Below are 25,686 nucleotides of genomic sequence, written 5' to 3'. Positions count from 1 at the left end.
GCCGGCCCGGCGGACGGAAACGACGGAAGCCCGGTCCGCAGGGACCGGGCCTCCTGTCACTCGGGTGACCCCAGCGGGATTTGAACCCGCGTTACCGCCGTGAGAGGGCGGCGTACTAGGCCGCTATACGATGGGGCCGAGCGCGCTGTCCGCGTGTGCGGAAGCGATGCCGTGGAGACCTTCTTCTGCGCCTGCGTCTCCTGTTCAGGCGGCGGATGCGTTCATCCGCCCGTGCCGTTCCGGTCCGAGGACCGGGCGGCGACTGCGTGACCCCAGCGGGATTTGAACCCGCGTTACCGCCGTGAGAGGGCGGCGTACTAGGCCGCTATACGATGGGGCCGTGCGCCACGTCCGAGCGTCTCCGCCCGTGCGCGTTCATTGAGTCCGAAGACTCGCTGGGGTACCAGGACTCGAACCTAGAATGACGGTACCAGAAACCGTTGTGTTGCCAATTACACCATACCCCACTGTCGGTCAAGCATGCCTGACCGATGTGCATCATATTCATGAGCTCGGTGTTCCCGGATCTCTCCGGCAACGAGTAAGAACTCTACACCCTCCGGGCGACGTGTGCAAAATCGGCGGGTCAGGCCGCCAGCCAGGTCCGCAGCCCGCCGATCGCCCGCATCCGCCAGCATGCGTGCTCCTCGTCCCAGAGCGGCTCCTCCGCCCCGCCGTGGGCGGGGGCGTCGGGGCTCATCCACACCGGAACGAGCCCCGCCGACCGGGCCCCCTCGACGTCGTGACGCAGGCTGTCCCCCACCATGAGGGTGCGTCCCGGGTCCGTGCCCAGGCGGGAGCAGCCGGCCAGGAAGGGGGCCGGGTCCGGCTTCGGGGCCCCGGCCGTGTCCGAGCCGATCAGCACCTCGACCCACTCCAGACCGAGGGCGTCGGCCTTGCCGCGCTGGTAGGCCTCCACGTTGTTCGTGACGATCCCCACGCCACGGCCTGTTCCCCGCACCTCGGCGAGGACGTCGACGGTCGCGGGGAACAGCGCCCAGTGCCCGCGCACGACCTCTTCGTAGTCGGTGGTCCACAGGCCGTCGAGCGGGGTCGCCGCGTCCTCGGGCACGCCGAGCGCGCGCAGGGCGTCGGCCACGCGGGCCAGCCGCTGCTCCTCGAACGTCAGCTCCCCGGCCACGTAGCGCCCGTAGTGGCCGCCGGCGTCGGACGCGAAGGCGTCGGTGGCCTCAGCCAGCACCGCCGGGTCGACGTCGGCGGCCCCGGCCCACTGCCGGCGCACCGTCGCGTCGAACGCGGCGTGCTGGGCGGAGCGCAGATCCAGCAGCGTGTCGTCCAGGTCGAAGAGGACGGCGTCCCAGGCCGGCGGCGCGGGCGCGCCCGCGGACCCGCCGGCCGGCGTCGTGCTGGCGCCCCGGCTCATGCGTCGGTGGGCTGGTCCTGGTCCAGGCCCTGCTCCGCGGCGAAGCGGTCCAGGCGCGCGAGCGCGGAGTCCCGGCCCAGGATCTCGAGCGACTCGAAGAGCGGCGGGGACACCTTGCGGCCGGTCACCGCGACGCGCACCGGGCCGAACGCCTGGCGCGGCTTGAGGCCCAGGCCGTCGATGAGGGCCGCCCGCAGCGCCGCCTCGATGCGCTCGGTGGTGAACTCGTCCTCGGGCAGGGCGGCCAGCGCCTCCCGGGCCGCGGCGACGGCGGCGCCCAGGTCCGCCGGCATGCCCTTGAGGGCGCCCTCGGCGGTCCGGACGTCCCGGTCCGCCGTGAAGAGGAAGGCGAGCATCTCGACGGCCTCGCCGAGCAGCTGCACGCGCTCCTGCACGAGCGGGGCCGCGGCGGTGAGGACCTCCATCTCCCGCTCCGTCAGGTGCTCGCCCACGAGGCCGGCCGCGTGCAGGTAGGGCACGAGACGGTCACGGAAGTCGGCCACGTCGAGCATGCGCACGTGCGTGCCGTTGATCGCGATCGCCTTCTTCTCGTCGAAGCGGGCGGGGTTGGCCAGCACCTTGTGCACGTCGAAGTGCTCCACGAACTGCTGCGGGGTGAAGATGTCCTCGTCCGCGGAGAGGGACCAGCCCAGCAGGGCGAGGTAGTTCAGCAGGCCCTCCGGGATGAAGCCGTTGTCCCGGTGCAGGAACAGGTTGGCCTGCGGATCGCGCTTGGACAGCTTCTTGTTGCCCTCGCCCATCACGTAGGGCAGGTGGCCGAACACCGGCATGTACCGAGCGACGCCGATCGCGTGCAGGGCGCGGTAGAGCGCGATCTGGCGCGGAGTGGAGGAGAGCAGGTCCTCGCCGCGCAGCACGTGGGTGATGCCCATGAGCGCGTCGTCCACCGGGTTCACGAGGGTGTACAGCGGCGAGCCGTCCGCGCGGACCACCACGAAGTCCGGCACGGAGCCGGCCTTGAAGGTGATCTCCCCGCGCACCAGGTCGGTGAAGGTGATGTCCTCGTCCGGCATGCGCAGCCGCCAGACCGGCGCGCGGCCCTCGGCCTCGAAGGCGGCGATCTGCTCGTCCGTGAGGTCACGGTCGTGCCCGTCGTAGCCGAGCTTGGGGTCGCGGCCGGCGGCCCGGTGACGGGCCTCGGTCTCCTCGGGGCTCGAGTAGGACGGGTAGATGTGTCCGCCGGCCTTGAGCTTCTCGATCACGTCCGCGTAGATCTGCCCGCGCTGGGACTGACGGTACGGCTCGTGCGGGCCGCCGACCTCGACGCCCTCGTCCCAGTCGATCCCGAGCCAGCGCATCGCCTCGAGCAGCTGCTGGTAGGACTCCTCCGAGTCGCGCTTGGCGTCCGTGTCCTCGATGCGGAACACGAGGGTGCCGCCGGTGTGCCGCGCCCAGCCCCAGTTGAACAGGACGGTGCGGATCAGCCCCACGTGGGGGGTGCCGGTGGGCGAGGGGGCGAAGCGCACGCGCACGGGGGTCTCGGCGTCCACCTGGGGGACGTCGGCGAAGGGGGCGGGGGCGTTCTCGGACACGGGAGCGGTGGCGTCAGTCATGATGCCCCGAGTCTACGCGGGGGCCCGGACGGCGTCGTCGGGCGCCCGCGTCAGCGGCGGAAGACGGTGGCCAGGACGCCGATCCCCTCGACCTCGGCCTCGACGCGCTGGCCCTCCTGGACCGTCCCGACCCCGCCCGGGGTGCCGGTCAGGATCACGTCGCCGGGCAGGAGGGTGAACATCTCCGAGGCCGCGGCCACGAGCTCGCGGACGCCGAAGACCATGTCCGCCGTCGTGCCGTCCTGGCGGGTCTCGCCGTCGAGCCGGGACGTGATGCGCAGGCCGCCGGCCGGCTCCACGTCCAGCTCGGTCTCGATCCACGGGCCCAGCGGGCAGGCGCCGTCGAAGCCCTTGGCGCGGGCCCACTGCAGGTCGGTGCGCTGGGCGTCGCGGGCGGTGAGGTCGTTGCCCACGGTGTAGCCGAACACGACGTCGTCCACGCGGCTCACCGGCACGTCCTTGCAGATGGTGCCGATGACGACGGCGAGCTCGGCCTCGTAGGAGACCTCGTCCGACCAGCTCGGCAGGGTCACCGGCTCGTTCGGCCCCACCACGGAGGTGTTCGGCTTGAGGAAGAACTGCGGCGAGGCGGGCACCTCGTTGCCGAGCTCCTTCGCGTGGTCAGCCCAGTTGCGGCCGACGCCCACGATCTTCGAGCGCGGGATGATCGGGGCCACGAGGCGCACGTCCTCGAGGCGGTGGGTCGTGCCGGTCGGCTGGATCCCATGGAAGAACGGGTCCCCCTGCAGGGCGGTGATGCTCAGCTCGGCGGGGTCGGCGTCGGCCGGGCCCTCCACGATGCCGTAGGTCGGTTCGGCCTGGTCCACGAAACGGGCGATGCGCATGGGGGTCAGCGTAATGGGTGAGCGGCGGTCGCCGTCGCCGGACACCCACTCGATGCCAGCCCCGCTGACGCCGCGAACCAGACGATTCGGCCGCGGCGGACGGCCTGAGGCGACCGATTCGTCTGGCTCGCGGGCGGATTCGTCTGGCTCAGCGCGGCGCGGTGCGGAGCGGGGCGGGTCCAGGCCGCTCAGCAGCAGCGGCTGCCCGGATTGGCCTCCTGGCGCGCGTACTCGGCCCGCCAGAACTCCCGCTCGGTCATCGGCGCGCGTTCCGGATAGTGCGCCCGGTGGTGGGCCACGTACGCGTCGTACTTCCCCTCGCCGGAGAGCTGGCGGACCCACCAGCGCGCCCGGGCCCACACGCTGGGCCGAGACGGGCCGGCCGGGCCCTCCGCGGAGGAGGGCCCGGCCGGCGTCGCGCGCGGATCGGCCACGTCAGTGACCCCGCACCGGCTGCCGGTCCGCCGGCAGCGCGTCCCACTTCCGCTGCAGCTCCTTCTCCTCGGCCGTGGCGAACAGCCCGGCCGGGGCGAAGCGCTGCGAGGGCACGTACGGGTCCTGGTGGTCGATGACCTCGGTGCCGCGGAAGGCGCGCACCGTGGCGAGCACCGACGTCGTGATGACGATCAGCGCCAACACCAGGAAGACGACGGAGAGCGTGCCCTGGATGAAGGTGTTGCGGACCACGGCCTCCATGGCCGGCACGGACTTCGCGGCGCCGAAGCTCGTCTTCCCCGCCGCCAGCGCGTCCTGGAACGCGCGATGCTGCGCCCAGTAGCCCACCGCCGGGATGGAGGAGAAGATCTTCTGGAACGACGCCACGGTGGTGACCACGGTGATGAACGCCAGCGGCAGCGCCACGATCCACAGGCCCCGGAAGTCCCGGCGGCGCGCGACGATCGTCAGGACGACGGCGAGCGCGATCGCCGCGAGCAGCTGGTTGGCGATGCCGAACAGCGGGAACAGCGTGTTGATGCCGCCCAGCGGATCGGTGACGCCCATGATCAGCACGGCGCCCCACGCGGCCACCATGATAGCCGTGCAGACCCACGCGCCCACGCGCCACGAGGTGTCCTTGAAGCGCGGGACCACGTTGCCCAGGGAGTCCTGGAGCATGAACCGGGCCACGCGGGTGCCGGCGTCGACGGCGGTGAGGATGAACAGCGCCTCGAACATGATCGCGAAGTGGTACCAGAAGCCCATGAGCGCGTCGCCGCCCACGAGCTGGCCCATGATGTGCGCCAGGCCGACCGCGAGGGTGGGGGCGCCGCCGGTGCGGGAGACCACGGTCTCCTCGCCCACGAGGTCGGCCAGGTGGGTCAGGTCCCCGGGGGTGAGGTTCACGCCGGCCAGGCCGAGGCCCATGACGAAGTCGACGGCGGTCTCCGGGGTGCCGCCGGTGAGGGCGGCCGGGGAGTTCATGGCGAAGTAGATGCCGCGGTCGAGCGAGACGGCGGCCACGAGCGCCATGATGGCCACGAAGGCCTCCATGAGCATGCCGCCGTAGCCGATGAAGCGGGTCTGCCGCTCCTTCTCCACCATCTTGGGCGTCGTGCCCGAGGCGATCAGCGCGTGGAAGCCGGAGAGCGCACCGCACGCGATGGTGACGAACAGGAACGGGAACAGCGAACCGGGCCACACCGGGCCGGTCTGGCCCGAGGCGAACTCGGAGAACGCGGGGGTGCCGATGCGCGGCTGCACGACGACGATGGCCAGCGCGAGACCGGCGATCACGCCGATCTTCATGAAGGTGGACAGGTAGTCGCGCGGCGCGAGCAGCAGCCACACGGGGAGCACGGCCGCGACGAACCCGTAGATGATCACGGCCCAGGCGATGGTGGTGCGGTCCAGGGTGAACAGGGCCGCGCCCCACTCGGTCCCGGCCACCCAGCCGCCGCCGATGATGGCCGCCAGGAGCAGGACGAACCCGATCACGGAGATCTCGGTGATGCGGCCCGGGCGGATCCAGCGCAGGTACACGCCCATGAAGAGCGCGATCGGGATGGTCATGGCCACGGAGAACACGCCCCACGGGGACTCGCCCAGGGCGTTGACCACCACGAGGGCCAGGATGGCCGTGATGATCACCATGATCAGCAGGGTCGCGACGATCGCGGCGGTGCCCCCGACGCGGCCCAGCTCGTCCCGGGCCATCTGGCCGAGCGAGCGGCCGCCGCGGCGCATCGAGAAGAACAGGACGAGGTAGTCCTGGACCGCGCCGGCCAGGATCACGCCGACGATGATCCAGATGGTGCCGGGCAGGTAGCCCATCTGCGCGGCGAGCACGGGGCCCACGAGCGGACCGGCGCCGGCGATGGCCGCGAAGTGGTGGCCGTAGAGCACGCGGCGGTCGGTGGCCACGTAGTCCCGGCCGTCGGCCCGGTACTCGGCCGGGGTGGCGCGGGTGTCGTCCGGGTGGACGATCATGCGCTCGACGTACTTCGAGTAGAAGCGGTAGCCGATCGCGAACGTCGCCACGGCGGCGAACACGAACCAGATCGCGTTGATCGTCTCGCCGCGGTGCAGGGCGAGCATGGTCCAGGCGACGCCGCCGAGCAGGGCGACGGCCACCCAGACGGCGATCTTCGCGGGCGTCCAGCGGGGCCGGCCGGCGGCCTCGGTGGGCGGGAGGTCTTCCGGCGTCGTGGCCGGGAGTGGGGCGCCCTCGGCGGCCGCGGAGGAGCGGTGCGAGCTCACGGGGGTCTCCGTTCGTGGGGTGGGGTCAGACGAGGCGGTGCAGCCAGCCGTGGCGGTCCTCGACGCGCCCGGTCTGGATGCCCTCGAGCTCGGTGCGGATCTTCAGGGCCACGTCGGCCCCGCCGGCGGACTCGATCACGTCGTCGCCGTCGAGCAGACGGCCGATCGGGGTCACGACGGCGGCGGTGCCGCACGCGAAGACCTCGGTGATCTCGCCCGAGCGGACGCCCTCGGCCCACTCGGCGAGGGTGACGCGACGCTCCTCGACGGTCAGGCCCATGTCCCGGCCGAGCTGGAGGATCGAGGAGCGGGTGACGCCCTCGAGGATCGTGCCGGTGAGCGCCGGGGTGACGAGGCGGCCGTCGGCGTGCACGAAGAACACGTTCATGCCGCCGAGCTCCTCGATCGCGTCGTCGTGGTACTGGTCGAGGAACACGACCTGGTCGGCGCCCTTCGCCGCGGCCTGCAGCTGGGGCAGCAGCGAGGCGGCGTAGTTGCCGCCGGTCTTGGCCGCGCCCGTGCCGCCCTTGCCGGCGCGGGCGTAGTCACGCGAGACCCAGATGGTCACCGGCTTGAGCTCGCCGCCGAAGTAGTTGCCGGCCGGCGAGGCGATCACCATGTACCGCACCTGCCGGGCCGGGCGGACGCCGAGGAACGCCTCGGAGGCGAACATGAAGGGGCGCAGGTAGAGGGACTGGCCCGGGCCGGTGGGCACCCAGGCCCGGTCCGCCTCGAGCTGGGCCTGCAGCGAGCCGAGGAACAGCTCCTCGGGCAGCTCCGGCAGGGCCAGGCGGCGGGCGGAGCGGTTCAGGCGGGCCGCGTTGGCCTCGGGGCGGAACGTCCACACCGACCCGTCCTCGTGCCGGTAGGCCTTCAGGCCCTCGAAGATCTCCTGGCCGTAGTGCAGCACGGCGGCCGCGGGGTCCAGGGACAGCGGGCCGTAGGGCTCCACGCGGGCGTCATGCCACGCGCCGCCGTCCTCGTCCCAGGTCCAGTCGATCGAGACCATGTGGTCCGTGAAGACGTTGCCGAAACCGGGGTCCTGGAGGATCTCGACGCGCTGCTGATCGGACATCGGGGACAGATGTGGTTGCCGCGTGAACACGGTCTCGGACACGGTGGGATCACTCCTCGTGACGGGTGACGGATGGGGACGGCTCCGGTGCCGGGCACGACGCGCGGGGGGCCACGGCGCCGGGCGTGGCACACGCCACAGGCCGTCGCCCCATCCTAGACCCGGCGTCGACGCGCCGGGCCCGCGCGTCAGACCCGCGCGGCGACGTCGGCGCCCACCTCGGCGGTGGTGCCCCGCGCGCCGTCCACCCGGTCCTTCAGGTGCGCCCACACCGCGGTGCGCACGCGCGCCGCGGCGCCGGTCTCGCCCACGTGCTCGAGCAGCAGGGCGGCGGAGAGGATGGCGGCCACGGGGTCGGCGATCCCCTGGCCCGCGATGTCCGGAGCGGAGCCGTGGACCGGCTCGAACATCGACGGCACCGTGCCCTCGACGTTGATGTTGCCGGAGGCGGCGAGCCCGATGCCGCCGGTCACGGCCGCGGCGAGGTCCGTGATGATGTCCCCGAACAGGTTGTCCGTCACGATCACGTCGAAGCGGGCCGGGTCCGTCGCCAGGAAGATCATGGCGGCGTCGACGTGCATGTAGTCCCAGGTGACCGCGGGGAAGTCGGCCGCCACGGACTCCACGGTGCGGCGCCACAGGTGGCCGGCGTGGACCAGGACGTTGTGCTTGTGCACGAGCGTGAGGCGCTTGCGCTCGCCCGCGTCGGCGCGACGGAAGGCGTCCTCGACGACGCGGCGCACGCCGAACGCCGTGTTCACGGAGACCTCCGTGGCGATCTCGTGCGGGGTGTCCACGCGGATCGCACCGCCGTTGCCCACGTACGGCCCCTCCGTGCCCTCGCGCACCACGGTGAAGTCGATCTCGCCGGGCGCGGCCAGGGGGCTGACGGCGCCGGGCAGCAGGGTGGCCGGGCGCAGGTTCACGCCGTGGTCCAGCGCGAAGCGCAGCTTGAGCAGCATGCCGCGCTCGATCAGCCCGGACGGGATGCGCTCGTCCCCGGGCGCGGCGCCGACGGCCCCGAACAGGATCGCGTCGTGGCGGCGAAGGGACTCGAGGACCTCGTCCGTGAGCGCCTCGCCGGTCTCGAGCCAGTGCTCCGCACCCAGCGGATACGGGGTGAGCCGGGCCTCCGGACGCCCCTCGGCACGCAGCGCCGCCTGCAGGACGGCGGCGGCCTGGTCGGTGACCTCGGGGCCGATGCCGTCGCCGCCGATGACGGCGATGTCCAAGGGGTCTGCGGAGCTGCGTGTGGTCTCGGTCATGGCCCTCAGGCTACGCGCGGCACGCGTGAGGACCACATCGTGTGACACCCGGTCTCACCCTCCGGACGGACTCAGTCCTCGGCGGGCTCCTCGTGCCGCGGGAAGACCGGCTGCGGGGCGGGCAGCGGGGTGCCGGGGACCAGGTCCTCGTGGAACGCGGCGAAGGACCGCGGGCCGGTGCCGGACGCGCCGGTGCGGCCGGCGTCGCCCTCGGCGGGGACGCCGAGCAGGTCCAGCAGCCGCGAGGCCGAGCCGGGCATCACCGGCTGCGCGAGCAGGGCCACCCGGCGCACGGCCTGCAACGTCACGTACAGCACCGTGCGCATGCGCGGCTCGTCCGTCTTGCGCAGCACCCACGGGGCCTGGTCCGCGAAGTAGGCGTTGATCTCACCGAGCACGCGCCAGGTCTCCTCGAGCGCGTCGTGGAAGTCCTGCACCGCGTACGCGGACCGGGAGCGCTCCAGCAGGGCGTCGACCTGGGCCAGGACGGCGCGGTCCGCCTCGGTGAACTCGCCCGGCTCGGGCACGGCGGCGCCGCAGTTCTTGGCCACCATGGACAGCGAGCGCTGGGCGAGGTTGCCGAGGTTGTTGGCCAGGTCCGCGTTCTTGCGGCTCACCACGGCCTCGTGGCTGTAGGAACCGTCCGCGCCGAACGGGAACTCGCGCAGCAGGAAGAAGCGAATGGCGTCCAGGCCGTACCGGGCCACCCATTCCCGCGGGTGCACCACGTTGCCCAGGGACTTGGACATCTTGGCCCCGTTGTTGTTCAGGAAGCCATGGATCATGACGCGGCGCGGCAGCTCGAGGCCGGCCGACATGAGGAACGCGGGCCAGAAGATGCAGTGGAACCGGGAGATGTCCTTGCCGATCACGTGCAGGTCCGCCGGCCAGTAGCGCGCGAACGCCTCCGGGTCCTCCGCCGGCCAGCCCGCGCCGGTGAGGTAGTTCGTCAACGCGTCGACCCAGACGTAGGTGACGTGGTCGGCGCGCCGGTCGGCGTCGGCGGCGTCGGGGTCCGCGGGCGCCGGCAGGTCGATGCCCCACTGGAAGGAGGTCCGGGAGATGGACAGGTCCTCGAGCCCGGCCTCCACGAAGCGGATGACCTCGTTGAAGCGGTACCGGGGGGCGGCGAAGTCCGGGTGCTCGCGGTAGTGGTCCAGCAGCGGCTGCTGGTACTTGGACAGGCGGAAGAAGTAGGACTCCTCCTCCGTCCACGTCACCTCGGTGCCGGTCTCGACGGCGCGGCGCACCCCGTCCTGACCCACCTCGGTCTCGTCCTCGCCGAAGTAGCGTTCGTCCCGCACGGAGTACCAGCCGGCGTAGGAGCCGAGGTAGATGTCCCCGTTGGCCTCCATCCGCCGCCAGATCTCGCGGACGGCCTCGGCGTGGTCCGTGTCCGTGGTGCGGATGAAGCGGTCGTAGGAGATGTCCAGGACGTCGTCGTCCATCTCCTTGAAGACGGCGGCGTTGCGCGTGGCCAGCTCGAGGGCGCTCACGCCCTGCTGCTGCGCCGTCTGCTCCATCTTCTGGCCGTGCTCGTCCGTGCCGGTCAGGAAGCGCACATCCCGCCCGTCGAGCCGCTGGAAGCGGGCCATCGCGTCCGAGGCGATGTACTCGTAGGCGTGGCCGATGTGCGGCTCGCCGTTCGGGTAGGAGATGGCCGTGGTCAGGTAGTACGGGGCGCGGGCGTCAGTCACAGTCGTCGAGTCTAGCCGCGGGGCCGGGGCCCGCGCCGAGGACGACGTCGTCCGCGCCGGCGTCCGGGACGCCGTCGGCGGTCACCTGCAGATGGCCCGGCGCAGGCCGCAGGTGGAGGTGGGCCCACGGGGCCACCACGAGCACGGACGCCCCGATCATCTCGGTCAGCTCCTCCGCGTGGGTCGCCACGTGGTAGGCCAGGGTGCTGCGCCCGATCCCGAAGACGAGCGGCACCGCCTCGAGGACGATCGCGCCGAAGAAGAACACCGCGCCGCCCGCCACCGTCAGCGCTCGGGTCCGGCGGGGCAGGGCGACGGTGCACAGCGCGAGCAGCCCGAGGACGACGATCGCGGCCGGCGCGCCGAGGATCAGCCACTGGAACGCGGGCAGCGGGTTCTCCCCCGCGAACGGCAGAACCTCCCACAGCTGGCCGGCCTGCTCGTGGAGCTGCGTCGATTCGTCCAGGCTCATGGGGCCGCCAGCAGGGCCGCGGGGGTCAGCCACGCGAGCAGGCTCCGCCGCCGATCCGCCCCCAGCGCGCGGCGCACGAGACCCACCGTGGTGAAGCCCGCGGCCCCCAGCAGGAGCAGGCCCGAGCTCCACCACGCCGTGAGGTTGGCCTCGTGGTTCACGTCGAAGACCTCGCGCCACCACGGCACCTGCCGCGGGCCCAGCCCGAACACGAAGGGGAGGGCGAACGACCAGGCGGCGAGCAGGACACTGACGCCGATCAGCCCGCCCGCCGCGCGCCGGGCCCAGCGGCCCTGCACGCCCGGAGGCGTGGCGGGGCGGGCCGCTGCGGCGCGCGCGGTCGGGGCGGGTGCGGGGCGGGGCTCGGCTGGACGCGACATGGACACCATCTCAACACAGGGCGACGCGCGCCGGCCCCGCGTTGCCCGCCCGGGCGTCGACGGGTCAGACGGAGAGGTCCACCTCGGCCGCACGGGCGGCGCCGATGGCCGCGGCCAGCGTGGCCGCGGTGTCCCCGGAGAGGGCCCCGTCCAGGGTCAGTACGGCCAGGGCGGCGCCCTCGTCGTCGCGCGAGACGTCCATGCCGGCGATGTTCACGCCCTGCACCCCGAGGGCCTGGCCCAGGACGCCGATCACGCCCGGGCGGTCCTGGTAGGCGAACACGAGCAGGTGGTCGGCCAGCGGCACCTCGAGCTCGTGCCGGTCCACGCCCACGAGCTTCTGCACCTGGCGCGGGCCGGTGAGCGTGCCGGTGACGGCCGTCTGGGAGCCCTGCGCGGTCGCGGCGCGCACCGTGACGGTGTTGCGGTAGGACTCGGACACCGCGGTGGTGGTGAGGCGGCACTCGACGCCGCGCTGCTCGGCCAGCACGGGGGCGTTCACGTAGGAGACCTGGTCCGAGACGATGTCCGTGAACACGCCCTTCAGGGCGGCCAGGCGCATCGCGGAGACGTCGTGCTCGGCGATCTCACCGGCGATCTCCACCTCGACGGCCGTGATGGACTGCTCGCCCACCAGCGCGGTGAGCACGCGGCCCAGCTTCTCGGCCAGCGGCAGGCCGGGGCGCACGTCCTCGTGGATCGCGCCGCCGGCCACGTTCACGGCGTCCGGCACGAGCTCGCCGGAGAGGGCCAGGCGCACGGAGCCGGCGACGGCGACGCCCGCCTTCTCCTGGGCCTCGGCGGTCGAGGCGCCCAGGTGGGGGGTGACCACGGCGGAGTCGTGGGCGAAGAACGCCAGGTCGGTGGCCGGCTCGGAGCTGAAGACGTCGATGCCGGCGCCCCCGATGGTCCCGGTCTCGAGCGCGCGGGCGAGGGCGTCCTCGTCCACGAGGCCGCCGCGGGCCACGTTCACGATGATCGCGGTGTCCTTCATGCGGGCGAACTGCTCATCGCCGATCATGCCGACCGTCTCGGGGGTCTTGGGCATGTGGATCGTGACCACGTCGGCGCGCTCGAGCAGCTCGTCCAGCTCCACGAGGCTCGCGCCGAGCTGCTGCGCCCGGGCGGTGGTCACGTAGGGGTCGTAGGCGAGGATCTCCATGCCGAACGCCTTCATGCGCTCGGCCACGAGCGCGCCGATGCGGCCCAGGCCGATCACGCCCAGCCGCTTGCCGTACAGCTCGACGCCCGTGTACTTCGACCGCTTCCACTCCCCCGCCTTCAGCGAGCCGTTGGCGGCCGCGATGTTGCGGGCGGCGGCCAGGATGTGGCCGCAGGTGAGCTCGGCGGCGGAGATGATGTTCGACGTCGGCGCGTTGACGACCATGACGCCGGCCTCGGTGGCGGCGGGCACGTCCACGTTGTCCAGTCCGACGCCGGCGCGCGCGATGACCTTCAGCTGCGGCGCGGCGGCGATCGCCTCGGCGTCCATCTGGGTGGCCGAGCGGATCAGCACCGCGTCGACGTCGCGCAGGTCCTCGAGGAGGCGGGCGCGGTCGGCGCCGTCCGTGCGGCGGATCTCGAAGTCGGGGCCGAGGGCCTCGACGGTGGCGGGCGAGAGTTCCTCGGCGATCAGGACGACGGGCTGGGCTGCGCTCACGGGTGCTCCTGGAGGTGTGGTGCGGTGGGATGGAAGGCGGGCCGGCCCGCGCTCCGGTCCGAGCCTAGACGCGTGACCGGGCCGTGGCCGGAATGCGACGCCGGCCCCGGAGCGCGATGCCCGGGGCCGGCGTCGGGGGCTCGGGCGGCTCAGCGGGCCGCCGTGCCCTCGGTGTAGTCGTCGTCCGCGTCCTTGAGCCAGGAGAACATCTGGCGCAGCTCGCGGCCGGTCTTCTCGATCGGGTGGGCCTCGCCCCGGGCGCGCAGCTCCTTGAACTCGGGCGCACCGGCCTTCTGGTCGTCCATGAAGCGCTTCGCGAAGGCGCCGGACTGGATGTCGGCGAGGACCGCCTTCATGTTCTCCTTCACGTCGGGGGTGATGACGCGGGGGCCGGAGACGTAGTCGCCGTACTCCGCGGTGTCGGAGATGGACCAGCGCTGCTTGGCGATGCCGCCCTCGACCATGAGGTCGACGATGAGCTTCAGCTCGTGCAGCACCTCGAAGTAGGCGATCTCGGGCTGGTAGCCGGCCTCGGTGAGGGTCTCGAAGCCGTACTGCACGAGCTGGGAGGCGCCGCCGCAGAGCACGGCCTGCTCGCCGAACAGGTCGGTCTCGGTCTCCTCGGTGAAGGTCGTCTCGATGACGCCGGCGCGGGTGCCGCCCACGGCCTTGGCGTAGGACAGGGCGAGGGCGTGGGCCTGGCCGGAGGCGTCCTTCTCGACGGCGATCAGCGCGGGCACGCCGCGGCCGGCCTCGAACTCGCGGCGCACCACGTGGCCCGGGCCCTTGGGGGCGACCAGGGCGACGTCGACGCCCTCGGGGGCCTGGATGTAGCCGAAGCGCACGTTGAAGCCGTGCGCGAAGAAGAGGGCGTCACCCTCCTGCAGGTTGCCGGCGATGTGCTGGTCGTACACGTCGGCCTGGACCTGGTCCGGGGTGAGGATCATGATCAGGTCGGCCTCGGCGGCGGCGGTGGCGACGTCGACGACGCGGAGGCCCTCGGCCTCGGCCTTGGCGCGGGACTTGGAGCCCTCGGCGAGGCCGATGCGCACGTCCACGCCGGAGTCGCGCAGCGACAGGGCGTGGGCGTGGCCCTGGGAGCCGTAGCCGATGACGGCCACGGTGCGGCCCTGGATGATCGACAGGTCGGCGTCGTCGTCGTAGAACTTCTTCACGGTCATGCTGTTCTCCTCACGGGATGGGTGGATCGGGACGGGTCAGCGGGCCAGGGCGCGGTCGGTCATGGACCGCGGCCCCCGGGCGAGGGCGAGGGTGCCCGAGCGGACGAGCTCACGCACGCCGTAGGGCTCCATCATCTCGAGGAAGGCCTCGAGCTTGTCACGGGTGCCGGTGGCCTCGAGGGTCAGGGACTCCGGGGCCACGTCGACGACGTGGGCGCGGAACAGGTCGGCCGCCTGGACGACCTGACCGCGGGTGGCGGCATCGGCGCGCACCTTCACGAGCAGGTGGTCGCGCTGAACGGAGGAGTCGGGCGTGAGCTCGACGACCTTGATCACGTTGATCAGCTTGTTCAGCTGCTTGGTGACCTGCTCGAGCAGGTCCGTGTCGGCGTCGACGACCACGGTGATCCGGGACAGGCCCTCGACCTCCGTGACGCCCACGGCCAGCGAGTGGATGTTGAACGCGCGCCGGGCGAAGAGGCCGGCCACGCGGGTCAGGGTGCCGGGCACGTCCTCGACGAGCACGGACAGGGTGTGGCGTTCCATCGGTTGCCCTCCTCAGTCTTCCTGGTCCCAGTCGGGCGTCATGCCCCGGGCCACCTGGATCGCGTCGTTGCTGACCCCCGCGGGGACCATCGGCCAGACCATGGCGTCGCGGGAGACCACGAAGTCCACGATCACGGGTCGGTCGTCGATGGCCAGCGCCTGGCGGATGGTGTCGTCCAGGTCCTCCCGACGGTCGCAGCGCAGGCCCGCGGCGCCGTAGGCGTCGGCGAGCTTGACGAAGTCCGGCACCCGGGCGGTGTCGTGGCCCGTGTTCAGGTCCGTGTTCGAGTAGCGCCCGTCGTAGAAGAGGGTCTGCCACTGACGCACCATGCCCAGCGAGGAGTTGTTGATCACCGCGATCTTGATGGGGATGCGGTTGATCACGCACGTGGCGAGCTCCTGGTTGGTCATCTGGAAGCAGCCGTCGCCGTCGATGGCCCAGACCACGCGGTCGGGCTCGCCCACCTGCGCCCCCATCGCGGCGGGGACGGCGAAGCCCATCGTCCCGAGGCCGGCCGAGTTGAGCCACTGGCGCGGGCGCTCGTAGGCGACGAACTGGCTGGCCCACATCTGGTGCTGGCCGACGCCGGCCACGTAGGTGGCCTCGGGACCGGACAGGGCCGACAGGCGCGAGATCACCTCCTGGGGCGCGAGGAGGCCGTCCTCGGTCTCGGTCCAGCCCATCGGGTAGGTGTCCTGCAGGCGCCGCAGCACCGCCCACCAGTCGGCGAGGTCGGGCAGCGCCTCGGTGTCCGTCGCGAGCTCGGCCACCAGGTCCGGGATGATCTCCTTGACGTGGCCGACGATCGGCACGTCCGCGGTGCGGTTCTTCGAGATCTCGGCCGGGTCGATGTCCGCGTGGATCACGCGGGCGCCGGGGGCGAACGAGGGCAGGTGACCGGTCACGCGGTCGTCGAAGCGGGCGCCGAGCGTGATCAGCAGGTCGGCCTGCTGGAGCGCGGCCACGGCGGGGACGCCGCCGTGCATGCCCGGCATGCCCAGGTGCTGGGGGTGCGAGTCGGGGAAGACGCCGCGGGCGGTGAGGGTGGTGACCACCGGGGCGCCCGTGAGCTCGGCGAGGGCGCGCAGCTCCTCGTGGGCCTCGCCGCGGGCCACGCCGCCGCCCGCATACAGCACGGGGCGCCGGGCCTCGCGGATCAGCCGAGCGGCCTCGCGGATCTGCCGGGGGTGGCCGCGCAGGACGGGGCGGTAGCCGGGCAGGTCGATCCGGGGCGGCCACGCGAACTCGAACTCGCCCTGCTGGGCGTCCTTGGTGACGTCCACGAGCACGGGCCCGGGCCGGCCCGTGGCGGCGATGTGGAACGCCTCGGCGAGGGCCTGGGGGACGTCCTCGGGCCGGGTCACGAGCCGGGAGTGCTTGGTGATGGGCATCGTGATGCCCACGATGTCCGCCTCCTGGAAGGCATCCGTGCCGATCGCGGCGGAGGAGACCTGGCCGGTGATGAACACGACCGCCTGGGAGTCCATGTGGGCGTCCGCGATGGCGGTCACCAGGTTGGTGGCGCCGGGACCGGAGGTGGCGATGGCCACGCCGACCTTGCCGGTGGCCAGGTGGTAGCCCTGCGCCGCGTGACCGGCACCCTGCTCGTGGCGCACCAGGATGTGGCGGATCCGATCGGAGTCCATGAGCGGGTCGTAGGTCGGCAGGATGGCGCCGCCGGGCAGCCCGAACACGTCCGTGACCCCCAGCTCCTCCAGGGAGCGGATGATGCCCTCGGAGCCGGTCATCCGGGTCGGCTCGACGCGGGAGCCCTCGCCGGGCACCCGCGGCTCGACGATCTCGGGCCGGGGGGCCGGACGGCGCTCCTGGACCCGGGCGGTCTCCGTCGGGCGGGAGGCCGGCGTCGGGACCTGCGGGACCGCCGCGCGGGCGTCGCGGGGGGTCGTGCTCATGGGGTCACCTCACTGCGTTCGTCGCTGCGTGTCCGTCGCGGGCGCGTCGGACGGTCGTCGTTCGGATCCGTCGGGCGTCGGGGACCGTGGCCGCGTCGATGACGGATCGGGCCGGCGTGGCGGAGTCTGAGGTGGGGACACGGGCCGCCGGGTCCTTCGGGGTGGTCTCAGTATCGACAGCCGTGCGCCCCGTCCGCCATCGACCACCCGCCTGTCTCGCAATGTGAGATAAAGCGTCACATCGTGAGACGACCGGGCGGTCGGGGTCGGATCCCGGGCCTGCGCCCACCCTAGTCAGCCGCCGAGGGGGCGGCCGCGTCCACCCACGTTCCGTGATGGAGCACCCCGCGCACCTCGAGCTCGGGGCCGAAGACGACGGCGTCCGCTCGGCTCCCGACTCGGAGCCGGCCGACGTCGGGGAGCCCCAGGGCGTCCGCGGGCGCGGCCGTCGCCGCCCGCAGCGCGGCGTCGAGGTCGACCCCGGCGACGACGGCGGAGCGCACCGAGCCGGTGACCGTGGCCGTGGACCCGGCGATGGCCCCGGCTGCGCCGTCCGCGCCGACCACCCGCGCGACGCCGTCGTGGACCCGGACCCGCAGCGGCCCGAGGGGGAACTCGCCGTCGCCGCAGCCGGCGGCGGCCATGGAGTCCGAGACGAGGATCCACCGCTCCCCGGCCTCCCGGGCGACCCGCCGCACCGTGGCCGCATGCAGGTGGACGCCGTCCACGATGGTCTCGATCCCCACGCGCGGGTCCTCCAGCAGGGCGACGGCCGGCCCGGGCTCGCGATGGTGGGTGGGCCGGCACGCGTTGTGCAGGTGCGTGGCCATCCGCGCCCCCGCGTCGATCGCCGCGCGCGTGGTCTCGTAGGACGCGTCGGTGTGGCCGATCGCGACGAGGACGCCCGCCTCCGCCAGCCGGCCCACCGCGTCGAGGGCGCCCGGCAGCTCGGGGGCCAGCGTCACCATCGCGAGGCTGCCCGCGCCGGCCTCGACGAGGCGCGCGACGTCGTCGGGGGCCGGGGCGCGCAGGGACGCGGCCCGGTGCGCGCCGCAGTGCAGGGGCGAGAGCCAGGGACCCTCGAGGTGCACGCCGGCCAGCACCCCCTCTGCGCACAGGGGCGTCAGGGCCGTCAGCTGCGCCGCGAGCGCGTCGACCTCGTCCGTGACGAGGGAGGCCACGACCGTGGTCGTGCCCGCGCGGGCGTGGGCCGCGGCCGCCGCGCGTGCCGCGGCCGCGCCGGACTCGACGGCGTGTCCGCCGCCGCCGTGGCAGTGCACGTCCACGCAGCCGGGAGCGAGGAGGGCGTCGCCGAGGTCATGGACGGGGCCGTGGGTGCGCGGCGGGTCCCCGGTCCCGACGGCCACCACCCGGCCCTCGGCCAGGGCGATCCAGCCGGGGCCGCCGAGGCGCTCGCCGTCATGGACGCGGTCCGCGCGCAGCACCGACGGGGACGCGGCGGCCTGCGGCGCCTGCTCGGCGCGCGGCCGGTGAGGGACCGAGGCGGACACGGATGCACCTTCCGGGGTGGGCGGGTCGATGGACGAGGGGCGCTCAGAATCCCTGCCAGGACGGCTTGGCCTCCCACATGTGGCGGTACTCCCCCGCGAGCTCGAGTCGCCCGGCGGCGGCCTCGTCCACGAGGACGGTCACATGCGGGTGCAGCTGCAGGGCCGTGACCGGCCAGCGCGCGCTCACGGGGCCCTCCACGAGCTGCCGCACCGCCTCGGCCTTGCCCTCGCCCCGGGCCAGCAGGACCAGGTGTCGGGCGTCGAGGATCGTGCCCACGCCCTGGGTGAGGCAGTGGGTCGGGACCTGGTCGAGGTCGCCGTCGAAGAAGCGGGCGTTGTCCCGCCGGGTCTGCTCGGCGAGCACCTTGATGCGCGTGCGGGAGGCGAGGGAGGAGCCGGGCTCGTTGAACGCGATGTGCCCGTCCGTGCCCACGCCGAGCAGCTGCACGTCCACGCCGCCGGCCTCGCGCAGCGCCTCCTCGTAGGCGGCGCAGGCGCCCGGGACGTCCGCCGCCCCGCCGTCCGGACCGTGCACGGCCTCCGGGGCGATGTCCGTGCGCGCGACGAACTCCCGCTCGATCACGGTGCGGTAGGACTCGGGGTGTCCCGCGGGCAGGCCGACGTACTCGTCCAGCAGGAACGCGCGGCAGGAGCGCAGGGACAGCTCCCCGTCCCGGACCCGGCGGGCGAGCTCGTCGTAGACGGGCAGGGGCGAGGAGCCGGTGGCCAGCCCCAGGACGGCCTCGGGACGGGCCGCCACGTGGGCGGCCACCGCGTCCGCGCCGTGCCGGCCCAGGGCGGCGGCGTCGGGCAGGATGACGACCTCCATCAGCGCGCCTCCCGCCCGGGACGAGGCGCGGGTCCCCCGACCCGGGCGTCGGTCTCGTGCATGCTCATCCTCTGCTCGTCTCGGCGTGCGGGCCGACCGGGCCTCAGCCCAGGTAGGCGCCCTCGGCGGCGGAGTGCACCAGCTTGGCGTACTTGCCCAGCACGCCCGTGGTGAACTTCGGCTCCACCGGCTCCCAGGACTCGCGGCGGGCGGCGAGCTCGGCCTCGTCCACGAGCAGGTCCATGGTGCGTCCGGCGATGTCCACGCGGATGCGGTCGCCGTCCTGCACCAGGCCGATCGGCCCTCCCTCGGCGGCCTCGGGAGCGATGTGGCCGATGCACAGGCCGGTGGTGCCGCCGGAGAAGCGCCCGTCGGTGATCAGCAGGACGTCCTTGCCCAGGCCCGCGCCCTTGATGGCGCCGGTGATCGCGAGCATCTCGCGCATGCCCGGGCCGCCCTTCGGGCCCTCATAGCGGATGACCACGACGTCGCCGGCGGCGATGGTCCCGTCCTCGAGGGCGTCCATGGCGGCGCGCTCCCGGTCGAAGACGCGCGCGGTGCCCTCGAAGACGTCCGCATCGAAGCCGGCGGACTTCACGACGGCGCCCTCCGGGGCCAGCGAGCCGTGGAGGATCGCGATGCCGCCGTTGGGGTGCATCGCGTCGTCCATGGTGCGGATGACCTTGCCGTCCACCGGGTCCGGATCGAGCGCGGCCAGGTTCTCGGCGAGCGTCTTGCCGGTGACGGTGAGGGTGTCCCCGTGCAGCAGGCCCTCGTCCAGCAGGGCCTTCATGACCACCGGGACGCCGCCGATGCGGTCCACGTCCGTCATGACGTACTGGCCGAACGGCTTGAGGTCGGCGATGTGCGGAGTGCGGTCGGCGATGCGGTTGAAGTCGGACAGCTGCAGGTCCACGCCCGCCTCCCGGGCGATGGCGAGCAGGTGCAGCACGGCGTTGGTGGAGCCGCCGAACGCCATGGTCACGGCGATCGCGTTCTCGAACGCGGGCTTGGTCATGATGTCCCGGGCCGTGATGCCCTGGCGGAGCATGTTCACCACGGCCTCGCCGGAGCGGCGCGCGAAGGCGTCGCGGCGGCGGTCCGCGGAGGGGGCGGCGGCGGAACCGGGCAGGGACATGCCGAGGGCCTCACCGATGGAGGCCATGGTGTTGGCGGTGTACATGCCGCCGCAGGCGCCCTCGCCCGGGGCGATGGACTTCTCGATGCGGAGCAGGTCCTCCTCGGACATGAGACCGCGGGCGCAGGCGCCGACCGCCTCGAAGGCGTCGATGATGGTCACCTGCCTCTCGGTGCCGTCGGTCAGGCGGGCCACGCCCGGCATGATCGAGCCGGCGTAGACGAACACGGAGGCCAGGTCCAGGCGGGCGGCGGCCATGAGCATGCCCGGGAGCGACTTGTCGCAGCCGGCGAGCAGGACGGAGCCGTCCAGGCGCTCGGCCATCATCACGGTCTCCACCGAGTCGGCGATCACCTCGCGGGAGACGAGGGAGAAGTGCATGCCCTCGTGGCCCATGGAGATGCCGTCCGAGACGGAGACCGTGCCGAACTCCAGCGGATATCCGCCGGCGGCGTGGACGCCGTCCTTCGAGGCCTGGGCGAGGCGGTCCAGGGAGAGGTTGCAGGGGGTGATCTCGTTCCAGGACGAGGCGATGCCGATCTGCGGCTTGCCGAAGTCCTCGTCCCCCATGCCGACCGCGCGGAGCATGCCGCGGGCGGCGGTGCGCTCCATCCCGTCGGTGACGTCGCGCGAGCGCGGCTTGATGTCGGGAGCGGCGGACGGGGTGCTGGGAGTCGACGCGGCGGAGTCCATGCCGCGGAGTCTAGTGAGCACGGCGCCACCGGGCCGACGCGACGTCCCCGTGTGACGGGTGCCGCGGCATGACACGTGCGGACGGGTCCGCGTACGTTGGGGCCATGGACACGCCCACCCTGCACAGACGGCTGCGCCGCGTCTTCGATGCGCGCGTGTTCAACCACGGCGACTACAACGTCGTCTACGGCCAGCCCTCGGGCTCTTCCTTTCCCCTCGTGATCGGCTACCGCCACCAGCCGCTCGAGATGCTGCTGTGCCCGTTCGACCCCACCTCCACCCCGGACGACCACGACCGCCGCGCGCCGGGCGTGGCCGAGGACGATCCGCACGGCCCGGTGACCGAGGCCTCCGCGGACCGCGCCGACGTCGTCGAGGTGGGGCTGGCCAACGTGGCCACCGTGGCGGACACGGGCAGCGGCTATCAGGTGGAGACCGTCACGGGCTTCCGGACGTGGTTCGACGTCCCGGAGCACACGCGGGTGCCGGTGGGCGACCTCACGGAGGACGGCACCGCGGAGCTCGACCAGGCCGAGGACGCCACCGACTTCCACGCCTTCATGACCGCCTTCATGGACGAGCTGGACCGCCTCTACGCGACCCCGGAGACGGACGCGACGGACGTCACGCCCCCCGATTTGCACGGCGTCTGAAACCCCTGGTAGGGTTTCACCTCGTTGCACGGCGCACCGGAGAGATCCGAGAGGCGGTGCGGCATCTGCACCTCTAGCTCAACCGGTAGAGCATCTGACTCTTAATCAGCAGGTTCCGGGTTCGAGTCCCGGGGGGTGCACCCACCGGAGCGAAGGCCCCGTCTCCACGGAGACGGGGCCTTCGTCGTCCCCGCTCCCCGTCCGGGCCCACCGTAGGCTGGGGCCCATGACCGACACGACCCAGCACCGCCTCCAGCCCGGCGACACGGCGCCCGCGTTCACCCTCCAGGACCAGGAGGGCCGGCCCGTCTCGCTGCGCGACAGCGCGGGCAAGCACACGATCGTCTACTTCTACCCGGCCGCGTCCACGCCCGGCTGCACCACGCAGGCCTGCGACTTCCGGGACAGCCTCGCCTCCCTGACCGCGGCCGGCTACGTCGTCCTGGGGATCTCCCCCGACCCGATCGGCAGGATCATCCGGTTCGCCGAGCAGGAGGGCCTGACGTTCCCCCTGCTCTCGGACGAGGACCACGCGGTGGCCGAGGCCTACGGCGCCTGGGGTGAGAAGAAGAACTACGGGCGGACCTTCGAGGGTCTGATCCGCTCCACGATCGTCGTCGGCCCGGACGGGAAGGTCACCCACGCGCAGTACAACGTGAAGGCGACCGGCCACGTGGCCCGACTGCGCCGCACCCTCGGCCTCGACGAGGCCTGATCCGCGCCCGCCGCGCCCGGGCGCCGCACGGTAGGATCGGGGCTCGCCCCGCCCGCGCGGGGTGTGCGCGGGCGTGGCGGAACTGGTAGACGCGCTGGATTTAGGTTCCAGTGTCCTGGACGTGGGGGTTCGAGTCCCCCCGCCCGCACTCCCCGGACCCGCCCGACCCCGACGTCACCCGCCAGAGGAGGCCGCCATGCAGCCCACTCGCCGCGCCTTCCTCGGCGGGGGCCTGGGCCTGCTCGGCCTGGGCGTGGCCGGCTGCGCGACGTCGCCCGCGGCGCCGTCCTCCGCCGCCCCGAGCTCCTCGGGCCCGGGCCGGCTGCTCGTGGTCGGCGCCCCGGCGCGGGCGCTGACGCGGGACCCGGCCCGCGCGCTGGACGTCGAGTCCTTCCGTCTGGTCCGCCAGGTCTTCGAGACGCTGCTCGGCGTGGACGCGGACACCGGCGCCCCCACGCCCCGCCTCGCCGAGCGGCATGAGGAGTCCGACGGCGGCCGCCTCCACACGTTCCACCTGGTCTCCGGGGTGGTGTTCGACGACGGCGAGCCGTGCGACGCCGCCGCCGTGGTCGCGAACATCGAGCGGTGGGCCGCCGCCCCCGCGCCCGTGGACGGGACCGTCGCCCCGCCCTCCTCGTTCGTCTCGGCCTTCGGCGGATACGCCGGCGACGCGGACTCCGCCTTCGCCGGCGTCGAGGCCCACGGCGAGCTCGAGGTGCGGCTGCGCCTGCACTCCCCCCGCCGTCACCTCGCGGCCGCCCTGGCCTCGCCGGCCTTCGCGATCTCCTCGCCGGCCTCGTGGGACCGCACGGTCGACGTGGACGGCTCCGAGGTCACCACCCCCGCCGGCACCGGCCCCTACCGCTGGGCCGACGCCGCGGAGACCGCCGAGCTCACGCGCGCCCACCCGGGCGCCTCGGGCGCGACGATCCTGGTCCCCAGCGCCGGCCACCGCGGCTCCGATCCGGCGGCGTACCCGGTGGCCGTGCAGGCGTGGGGTCGGGCCTCCGTGCGCCTGCGGGAGCTGCGGCGCGGCACGGCGGACGTGATCGACGTCGTCGCCCCCGGCCAGCTGCGCCCCCTCGTCGAGGCCGGCACCCAGGTGCTGCCCCGGGACCCCCTGGGCGTGCTCTACGTGGGCATGAACCTGGACCACCCGAGCGTGCGCTCGCAGTACCTGCGCCAGGCGATCGCGTACGCGGTGGACCGCCCGCGCATCGCCGGCAGCGACGTCTTCCTCGAGGGCACCCGCCTGGCCCACGACCTCGTCCCCCCCTCCCTCGGCGTCGGCGACGAGGAGGCGCGGCGCTACGACGTCAACCCGGGCCGGGCCCGCGAGTTCCTCGGCCTGGCGGGATACGACGGGGAGCCGTTGGAGTTCCTCTACCCGGCCGGCACGGCCCGCCCCTCCCTGCCCGAGCCGGAGCGGGTCTACGCGATGGTCGCCCACGACCTCGGCGCGGTGGGGATGCACATCGTGCCCGTGCCCGTGCCGGAGGACCAGGACTACCTGCACGCCGTCGTCTCCCGGCCCACCCGAGCCCTGCACCTGATGGGCCGCACCGGCGACTACCGCGACCCGCACGCGTTCCTCGAGCCCTTCGCGCGCTCGGGCCGCGCCGAGACCGGCTACCGCAACCCGCGCGTCGTCGAGGACGTGGACGCGGCGGCGGCCGAGAACGACGACGACGCGCGCCGCGGCCTGTTCCGCCGTGTCGTCCGGGCCATGGCCCTCGACCTGCCGGCGCTGCCGCTGGTCTACCCGATCTCCGCCCTGGCCACCGGCCCGCGCGTGGCCTCCTACCCGACGTCGCCGCAGCTGGACGAGCCCTTCTCGCGCGTCAGGCTGACCGAAGGCTGAACCCACCGGTAGTACAGTGGGAGATCACGGCGCTCGGCCCGACCGCCTCTGCTCGGCCCGGTTCCACTGCGCCCACCCGCCGTCGTTCTGCTTCAGGAGTTGACCGTGCCCACCACCTCGTCCACCGCCACCCACGACGTCGTCCTGATCGGCGGCGGCATCATGAGCGCCACCCTGGGCGTGCTGCTGCAGAAGCTCGAGCCCACCTGGTCCATCGCCCTGTACGAGAGCCTCGACCAGGCCGGCCTGGAGTCCTCCGACCCGTGGAACAACGCGGGCACCGGCCACGCCGCCCTCTGCGAGCTGAACTACTCGCCCATGGACAAGAACGGCCGGGTGGACGTCACCAAGGCGCTGGGCATCAACGAGCAGTTCTGGACCACCCGCCAGTTCTGGTCCTCCCTGGTGGCGGACGGCACGCTCAAGGACCCCAAGTCCTTCATCAACCCGCTGCCGCACATGTCCTTCGTGTGGGGTGACGACCACGCGGACTACCTCCGCGCCCGCTACGAGGCCATGTCCGCCCAGCCGCTGTTCGCCGGCATGGAGCACAGCGAGGACCCGGAGCAGATCCGCGCCTGGGCCCCGCTGCTGATCGAGGGCCGTGAGCCGGGCCAGCGCCTGGCGGCGTCCCGCAACACCGGCGGCACCGACGTGGACTTCGGCTCCCTCACCCGCCAGCTCATCACGGCCATGGCCGGCGCCGGCGCCGAGGTGCGCTTCGGTCACAAGGTCACCGGCCTCACCCGCGGCACGGACGGCCGCTGGGAGGTCAAGGTCAAGAACAAGGCCGCCGGCTCCGAGCTCGTGGACCGCGCCCGCTTCGTCTTCGTCGGTGCCGGCGGCGGCGCCCTGCCCCTGCTGCAGAAGTCCGGCATCCCCGAGGCCAAGGGCTTCGGCGGCTTCCCCGTCTCCGGCCAGTTCCTGCGCTGCACGGACGAGTCCGTGGTCAACCAGCACATGGCCAAGGTGTACGGCCAGGCCGCCGTCGGCGCCCCGCCGATGTCCGTGCCCCACCTGGACACCCGCTTCGTGAACGGCAAGCGGTCCCTGCTGTTCGGCCCCTACGCCGGGTTCTCCACGAACTTCCTCAAGACCGGTTCCTACCTGGACCTGCCGCTGTCCGTGCGCCCGCACAACCTCAGCACGATGCTGGACGTGGCCAAGGACAACATGGACCTGACCAAGTACCTCGTGACCGAGGTGCTGAAGTCCCGGGACAAGAAGATCGACGCGCTGCACGAGTTCTACCCGGAGGCCGACGGCGGCGAGTGGGAGCTGATCACCGCGGGCCAGCGCGTGCAGGTGATGAAGCGCAAGGGCCGCTTCGGCGGCGTCCTGCAGTTCGGCACCGAGGTCGTCACGCACGCGGACGGCTCGCTCGGCGGCCTGCTCGGCGCCTCCCCGGGCGCCTCCACCGCGGCCCCCATCATGGTGAAGCTGCTCGAGCGCTGCTTCCCCGCGAAGATGGCCGGCTGGGACGGCACGCTCAAGGAGCTCATCCCGTCCCTGGGCCACACGCTCAACGACGACCCGGCGCTGCTGGACGAGGTCCGCACCGTCACCGACGCCGCACTGAAGCTGGCCTGACGCCGC

General features: G+C 73.1%; 21 protein-coding genes and 5 tRNA genes. 6 read left to right on the top strand and 20 right to left on the bottom strand.

The window, feature by feature from the left end; all coding sequences use genetic code 11:
• Window positions 1-65: 65 nt before the first annotated feature.
• From AC0VX0_RS03995 to ilvD, 20 genes are all read right to left on the bottom strand, one after another.
• Window positions 66-138 (bottom strand) — tRNA-Glu (locus tag AC0VX0_RS03995).
• Between the two features lie 129 nt (window positions 139-267).
• Window positions 268-340, bottom strand: a tRNA-Glu gene (locus tag AC0VX0_RS03990).
• 55 nt (window positions 341-395) lie between these two features.
• Window positions 396-467, bottom strand: a tRNA-Gln gene (locus AC0VX0_RS03985).
• 119 nt (window positions 468-586) lie between these two features.
• Window positions 587-1,384, bottom strand: a complete 798-nt coding sequence (locus AC0VX0_RS03980; RefSeq protein WP_036312934.1) for an HAD family hydrolase — start codon at window positions 1,382-1,384, stop codon at window positions 587-589.
• Window positions 1,381-2,958 (bottom strand): glutamate--tRNA ligase, encoded by a 1,578-nt coding sequence (gene gltX, locus AC0VX0_RS03975; RefSeq protein WP_136939803.1) that lies wholly within the window; start codon window positions 2,956-2,958, stop codon window positions 1,381-1,383. Before gltX ends, AC0VX0_RS03980 begins: the two co-directional genes overlap by 4 nt.
• A 50-nt stretch (window positions 2,959-3,008) precedes the next feature.
• Entirely contained in the window at window positions 3,009-3,803 is a 795-nt protein-coding gene (locus AC0VX0_RS03970; RefSeq protein WP_336630072.1) for a fumarylacetoacetate hydrolase family protein, read from the bottom strand.
• A gap of 188 nt (window positions 3,804-3,991) precedes the next feature.
• On the bottom strand, window positions 3,992-4,237 hold the full coding sequence (locus AC0VX0_RS03965; RefSeq protein WP_377635787.1) for a YbdD/YjiX family protein: 246 nt from the start codon (window positions 4,235-4,237) through the stop codon (window positions 3,992-3,994).
• A 1-nt stretch (window position 4,238) separates the two neighbouring features.
• The gene (locus tag AC0VX0_RS03960; protein ID WP_144818332.1) at window positions 4,239-6,500 is read right to left on the bottom strand and encodes a carbon starvation CstA family protein; all 2,262 of its coding nucleotides are present in this window, start codon (window positions 6,498-6,500) and stop codon (window positions 4,239-4,241) included.
• A 25-nt stretch (window positions 6,501-6,525) separates the two neighbouring features.
• Window positions 6,526-7,575, bottom strand: coding sequence for a branched-chain amino acid aminotransferase (locus tag AC0VX0_RS03955; RefSeq protein WP_069941579.1), 1,050 nt, complete (start codon window positions 7,573-7,575; stop codon window positions 6,526-6,528).
• Window positions 7,576-7,763: 188 nt separating this feature from the next.
• The gene (locus AC0VX0_RS03950) at window positions 7,764-8,840 is read right to left on the bottom strand and encodes a 3-isopropylmalate dehydrogenase (protein ID WP_102708336.1); all 1,077 of its coding nucleotides are present in this window, start codon (window positions 8,838-8,840) and stop codon (window positions 7,764-7,766) included.
• A 71-nt stretch (window positions 8,841-8,911) separates the two neighbouring features.
• The gene (metG, locus tag AC0VX0_RS03945; RefSeq protein WP_063190343.1) at window positions 8,912-10,537 is read right to left on the bottom strand and encodes a methionine--tRNA ligase; all 1,626 of its coding nucleotides are present in this window, start codon (window positions 10,535-10,537) and stop codon (window positions 8,912-8,914) included.
• The gene (locus AC0VX0_RS03940; RefSeq protein ID WP_257997770.1) at window positions 10,530-11,042 is read right to left on the bottom strand and encodes a hypothetical protein; all 513 of its coding nucleotides are present in this window, start codon (window positions 11,040-11,042) and stop codon (window positions 10,530-10,532) included. Before AC0VX0_RS03940 ends, metG begins: the two co-directional genes overlap by 8 nt.
• Window positions 11,006-11,389: a hypothetical protein gene (locus AC0VX0_RS03935; RefSeq protein WP_241252039.1), complete on the bottom strand. Its 384-nt coding sequence runs from the start codon at window positions 11,387-11,389 to the stop codon at window positions 11,006-11,008. Before AC0VX0_RS03935 ends, AC0VX0_RS03940 begins: the two co-directional genes overlap by 37 nt.
• Window positions 11,390-11,453: 64 nt before the next feature.
• The gene (gene serA, locus AC0VX0_RS03930; RefSeq protein ID WP_069941570.1) at window positions 11,454-13,049 is read right to left on the bottom strand and encodes a phosphoglycerate dehydrogenase; all 1,596 of its coding nucleotides are present in this window, start codon (window positions 13,047-13,049) and stop codon (window positions 11,454-11,456) included.
• A 149-nt stretch (window positions 13,050-13,198) separates the two neighbouring features.
• A complete protein-coding gene (gene ilvC, locus AC0VX0_RS03925) occupies window positions 13,199-14,230 on the bottom strand; it encodes a ketol-acid reductoisomerase (protein ID WP_065573668.1) in 1,032 nt (343 codons plus the stop codon).
• A gap of 36 nt (window positions 14,231-14,266) precedes the next feature.
• On the bottom strand, window positions 14,267-14,776 hold the full coding sequence (gene ilvN, locus AC0VX0_RS03920; protein ID WP_002854209.1) for an acetolactate synthase small subunit: 510 nt from the start codon (window positions 14,774-14,776) through the stop codon (window positions 14,267-14,269).
• 12 nt (window positions 14,777-14,788) lie between these two features.
• The gene (locus tag AC0VX0_RS03915; RefSeq protein ID WP_144819464.1) at window positions 14,789-16,690 is read right to left on the bottom strand and encodes an acetolactate synthase large subunit; all 1,902 of its coding nucleotides are present in this window, start codon (window positions 16,688-16,690) and stop codon (window positions 14,789-14,791) included.
• Window positions 16,691-16,980: 290 nt separating this feature from the next.
• Window positions 16,981-18,201: an N-acetylglucosamine-6-phosphate deacetylase gene (locus AC0VX0_RS03910; RefSeq protein WP_144819463.1), complete on the bottom strand. Its 1,221-nt coding sequence runs from the start codon at window positions 18,199-18,201 to the stop codon at window positions 16,981-16,983.
• Window positions 18,202-18,244: 43 nt separating this feature from the next.
• Window positions 18,245-19,030 carry a glucosamine-6-phosphate deaminase gene (nagB, locus tag AC0VX0_RS03905; RefSeq protein WP_098093123.1) on the bottom strand — a complete coding sequence of 262 codons (786 nt, stop codon included), beginning with the start codon at window positions 19,028-19,030 and terminating at the stop codon, window positions 18,245-18,247.
• Window positions 19,031-19,133: 103 nt separating this feature from the next.
• Entirely contained in the window at window positions 19,134-20,861 is a 1,728-nt protein-coding gene (ilvD, locus tag AC0VX0_RS03900) for a dihydroxy-acid dehydratase (RefSeq protein WP_049145205.1), read from the bottom strand.
• Between the two features lie 104 nt (window positions 20,862-20,965).
• Here ilvD and AC0VX0_RS03895 point away from each other — a divergent pair, with 104 nt between their 5' ends.
• The 6 genes from AC0VX0_RS03895 (at window position 20,966) to AC0VX0_RS03870 (ending at window position 25,680) form a co-directional block, all read left to right on the top strand.
• Entirely contained in the window at window positions 20,966-21,514 is a 549-nt protein-coding gene (locus tag AC0VX0_RS03895; RefSeq protein WP_070709704.1) for a hypothetical protein, read from the top strand.
• Window positions 21,515-21,581: 67 nt separating this feature from the next.
• Window positions 21,582-21,654: transfer RNA gene (locus tag AC0VX0_RS03890), tRNA-Lys, on the top strand.
• A gap of 86 nt (window positions 21,655-21,740) precedes the next feature.
• Entirely contained in the window at window positions 21,741-22,229 is a 489-nt protein-coding gene (gene bcp / locus AC0VX0_RS03885) for a thioredoxin-dependent thiol peroxidase (RefSeq protein ID WP_036382122.1), read from the top strand.
• A 67-nt stretch (window positions 22,230-22,296) separates the two neighbouring features.
• Window positions 22,297-22,377, top strand: a tRNA-Leu gene (locus tag AC0VX0_RS03880).
• A 48-nt stretch (window positions 22,378-22,425) separates the two neighbouring features.
• Window positions 22,426-24,090, top strand: a complete 1,665-nt coding sequence (locus AC0VX0_RS03875; protein ID WP_102708338.1) for an ABC transporter substrate-binding protein — start codon at window positions 22,426-22,428, stop codon at window positions 24,088-24,090.
• A gap of 105 nt (window positions 24,091-24,195) precedes the next feature.
• Window positions 24,196-25,680, top strand: a complete 1,485-nt coding sequence (locus tag AC0VX0_RS03870; RefSeq protein WP_070708809.1) for a malate:quinone oxidoreductase — start codon at window positions 24,196-24,198, stop codon at window positions 25,678-25,680.
• Window positions 25,681-25,686: the final 6 nt, after the last annotated feature.

The sequence above is a fragment of the Micrococcus sp. iso_26 genome, from assembly GCF_056172975.1.
The sequence above is the reverse complement of the archived record's forward strand: the minus strand, read 5'-3'. Positions and strand labels throughout refer to the sequence as shown.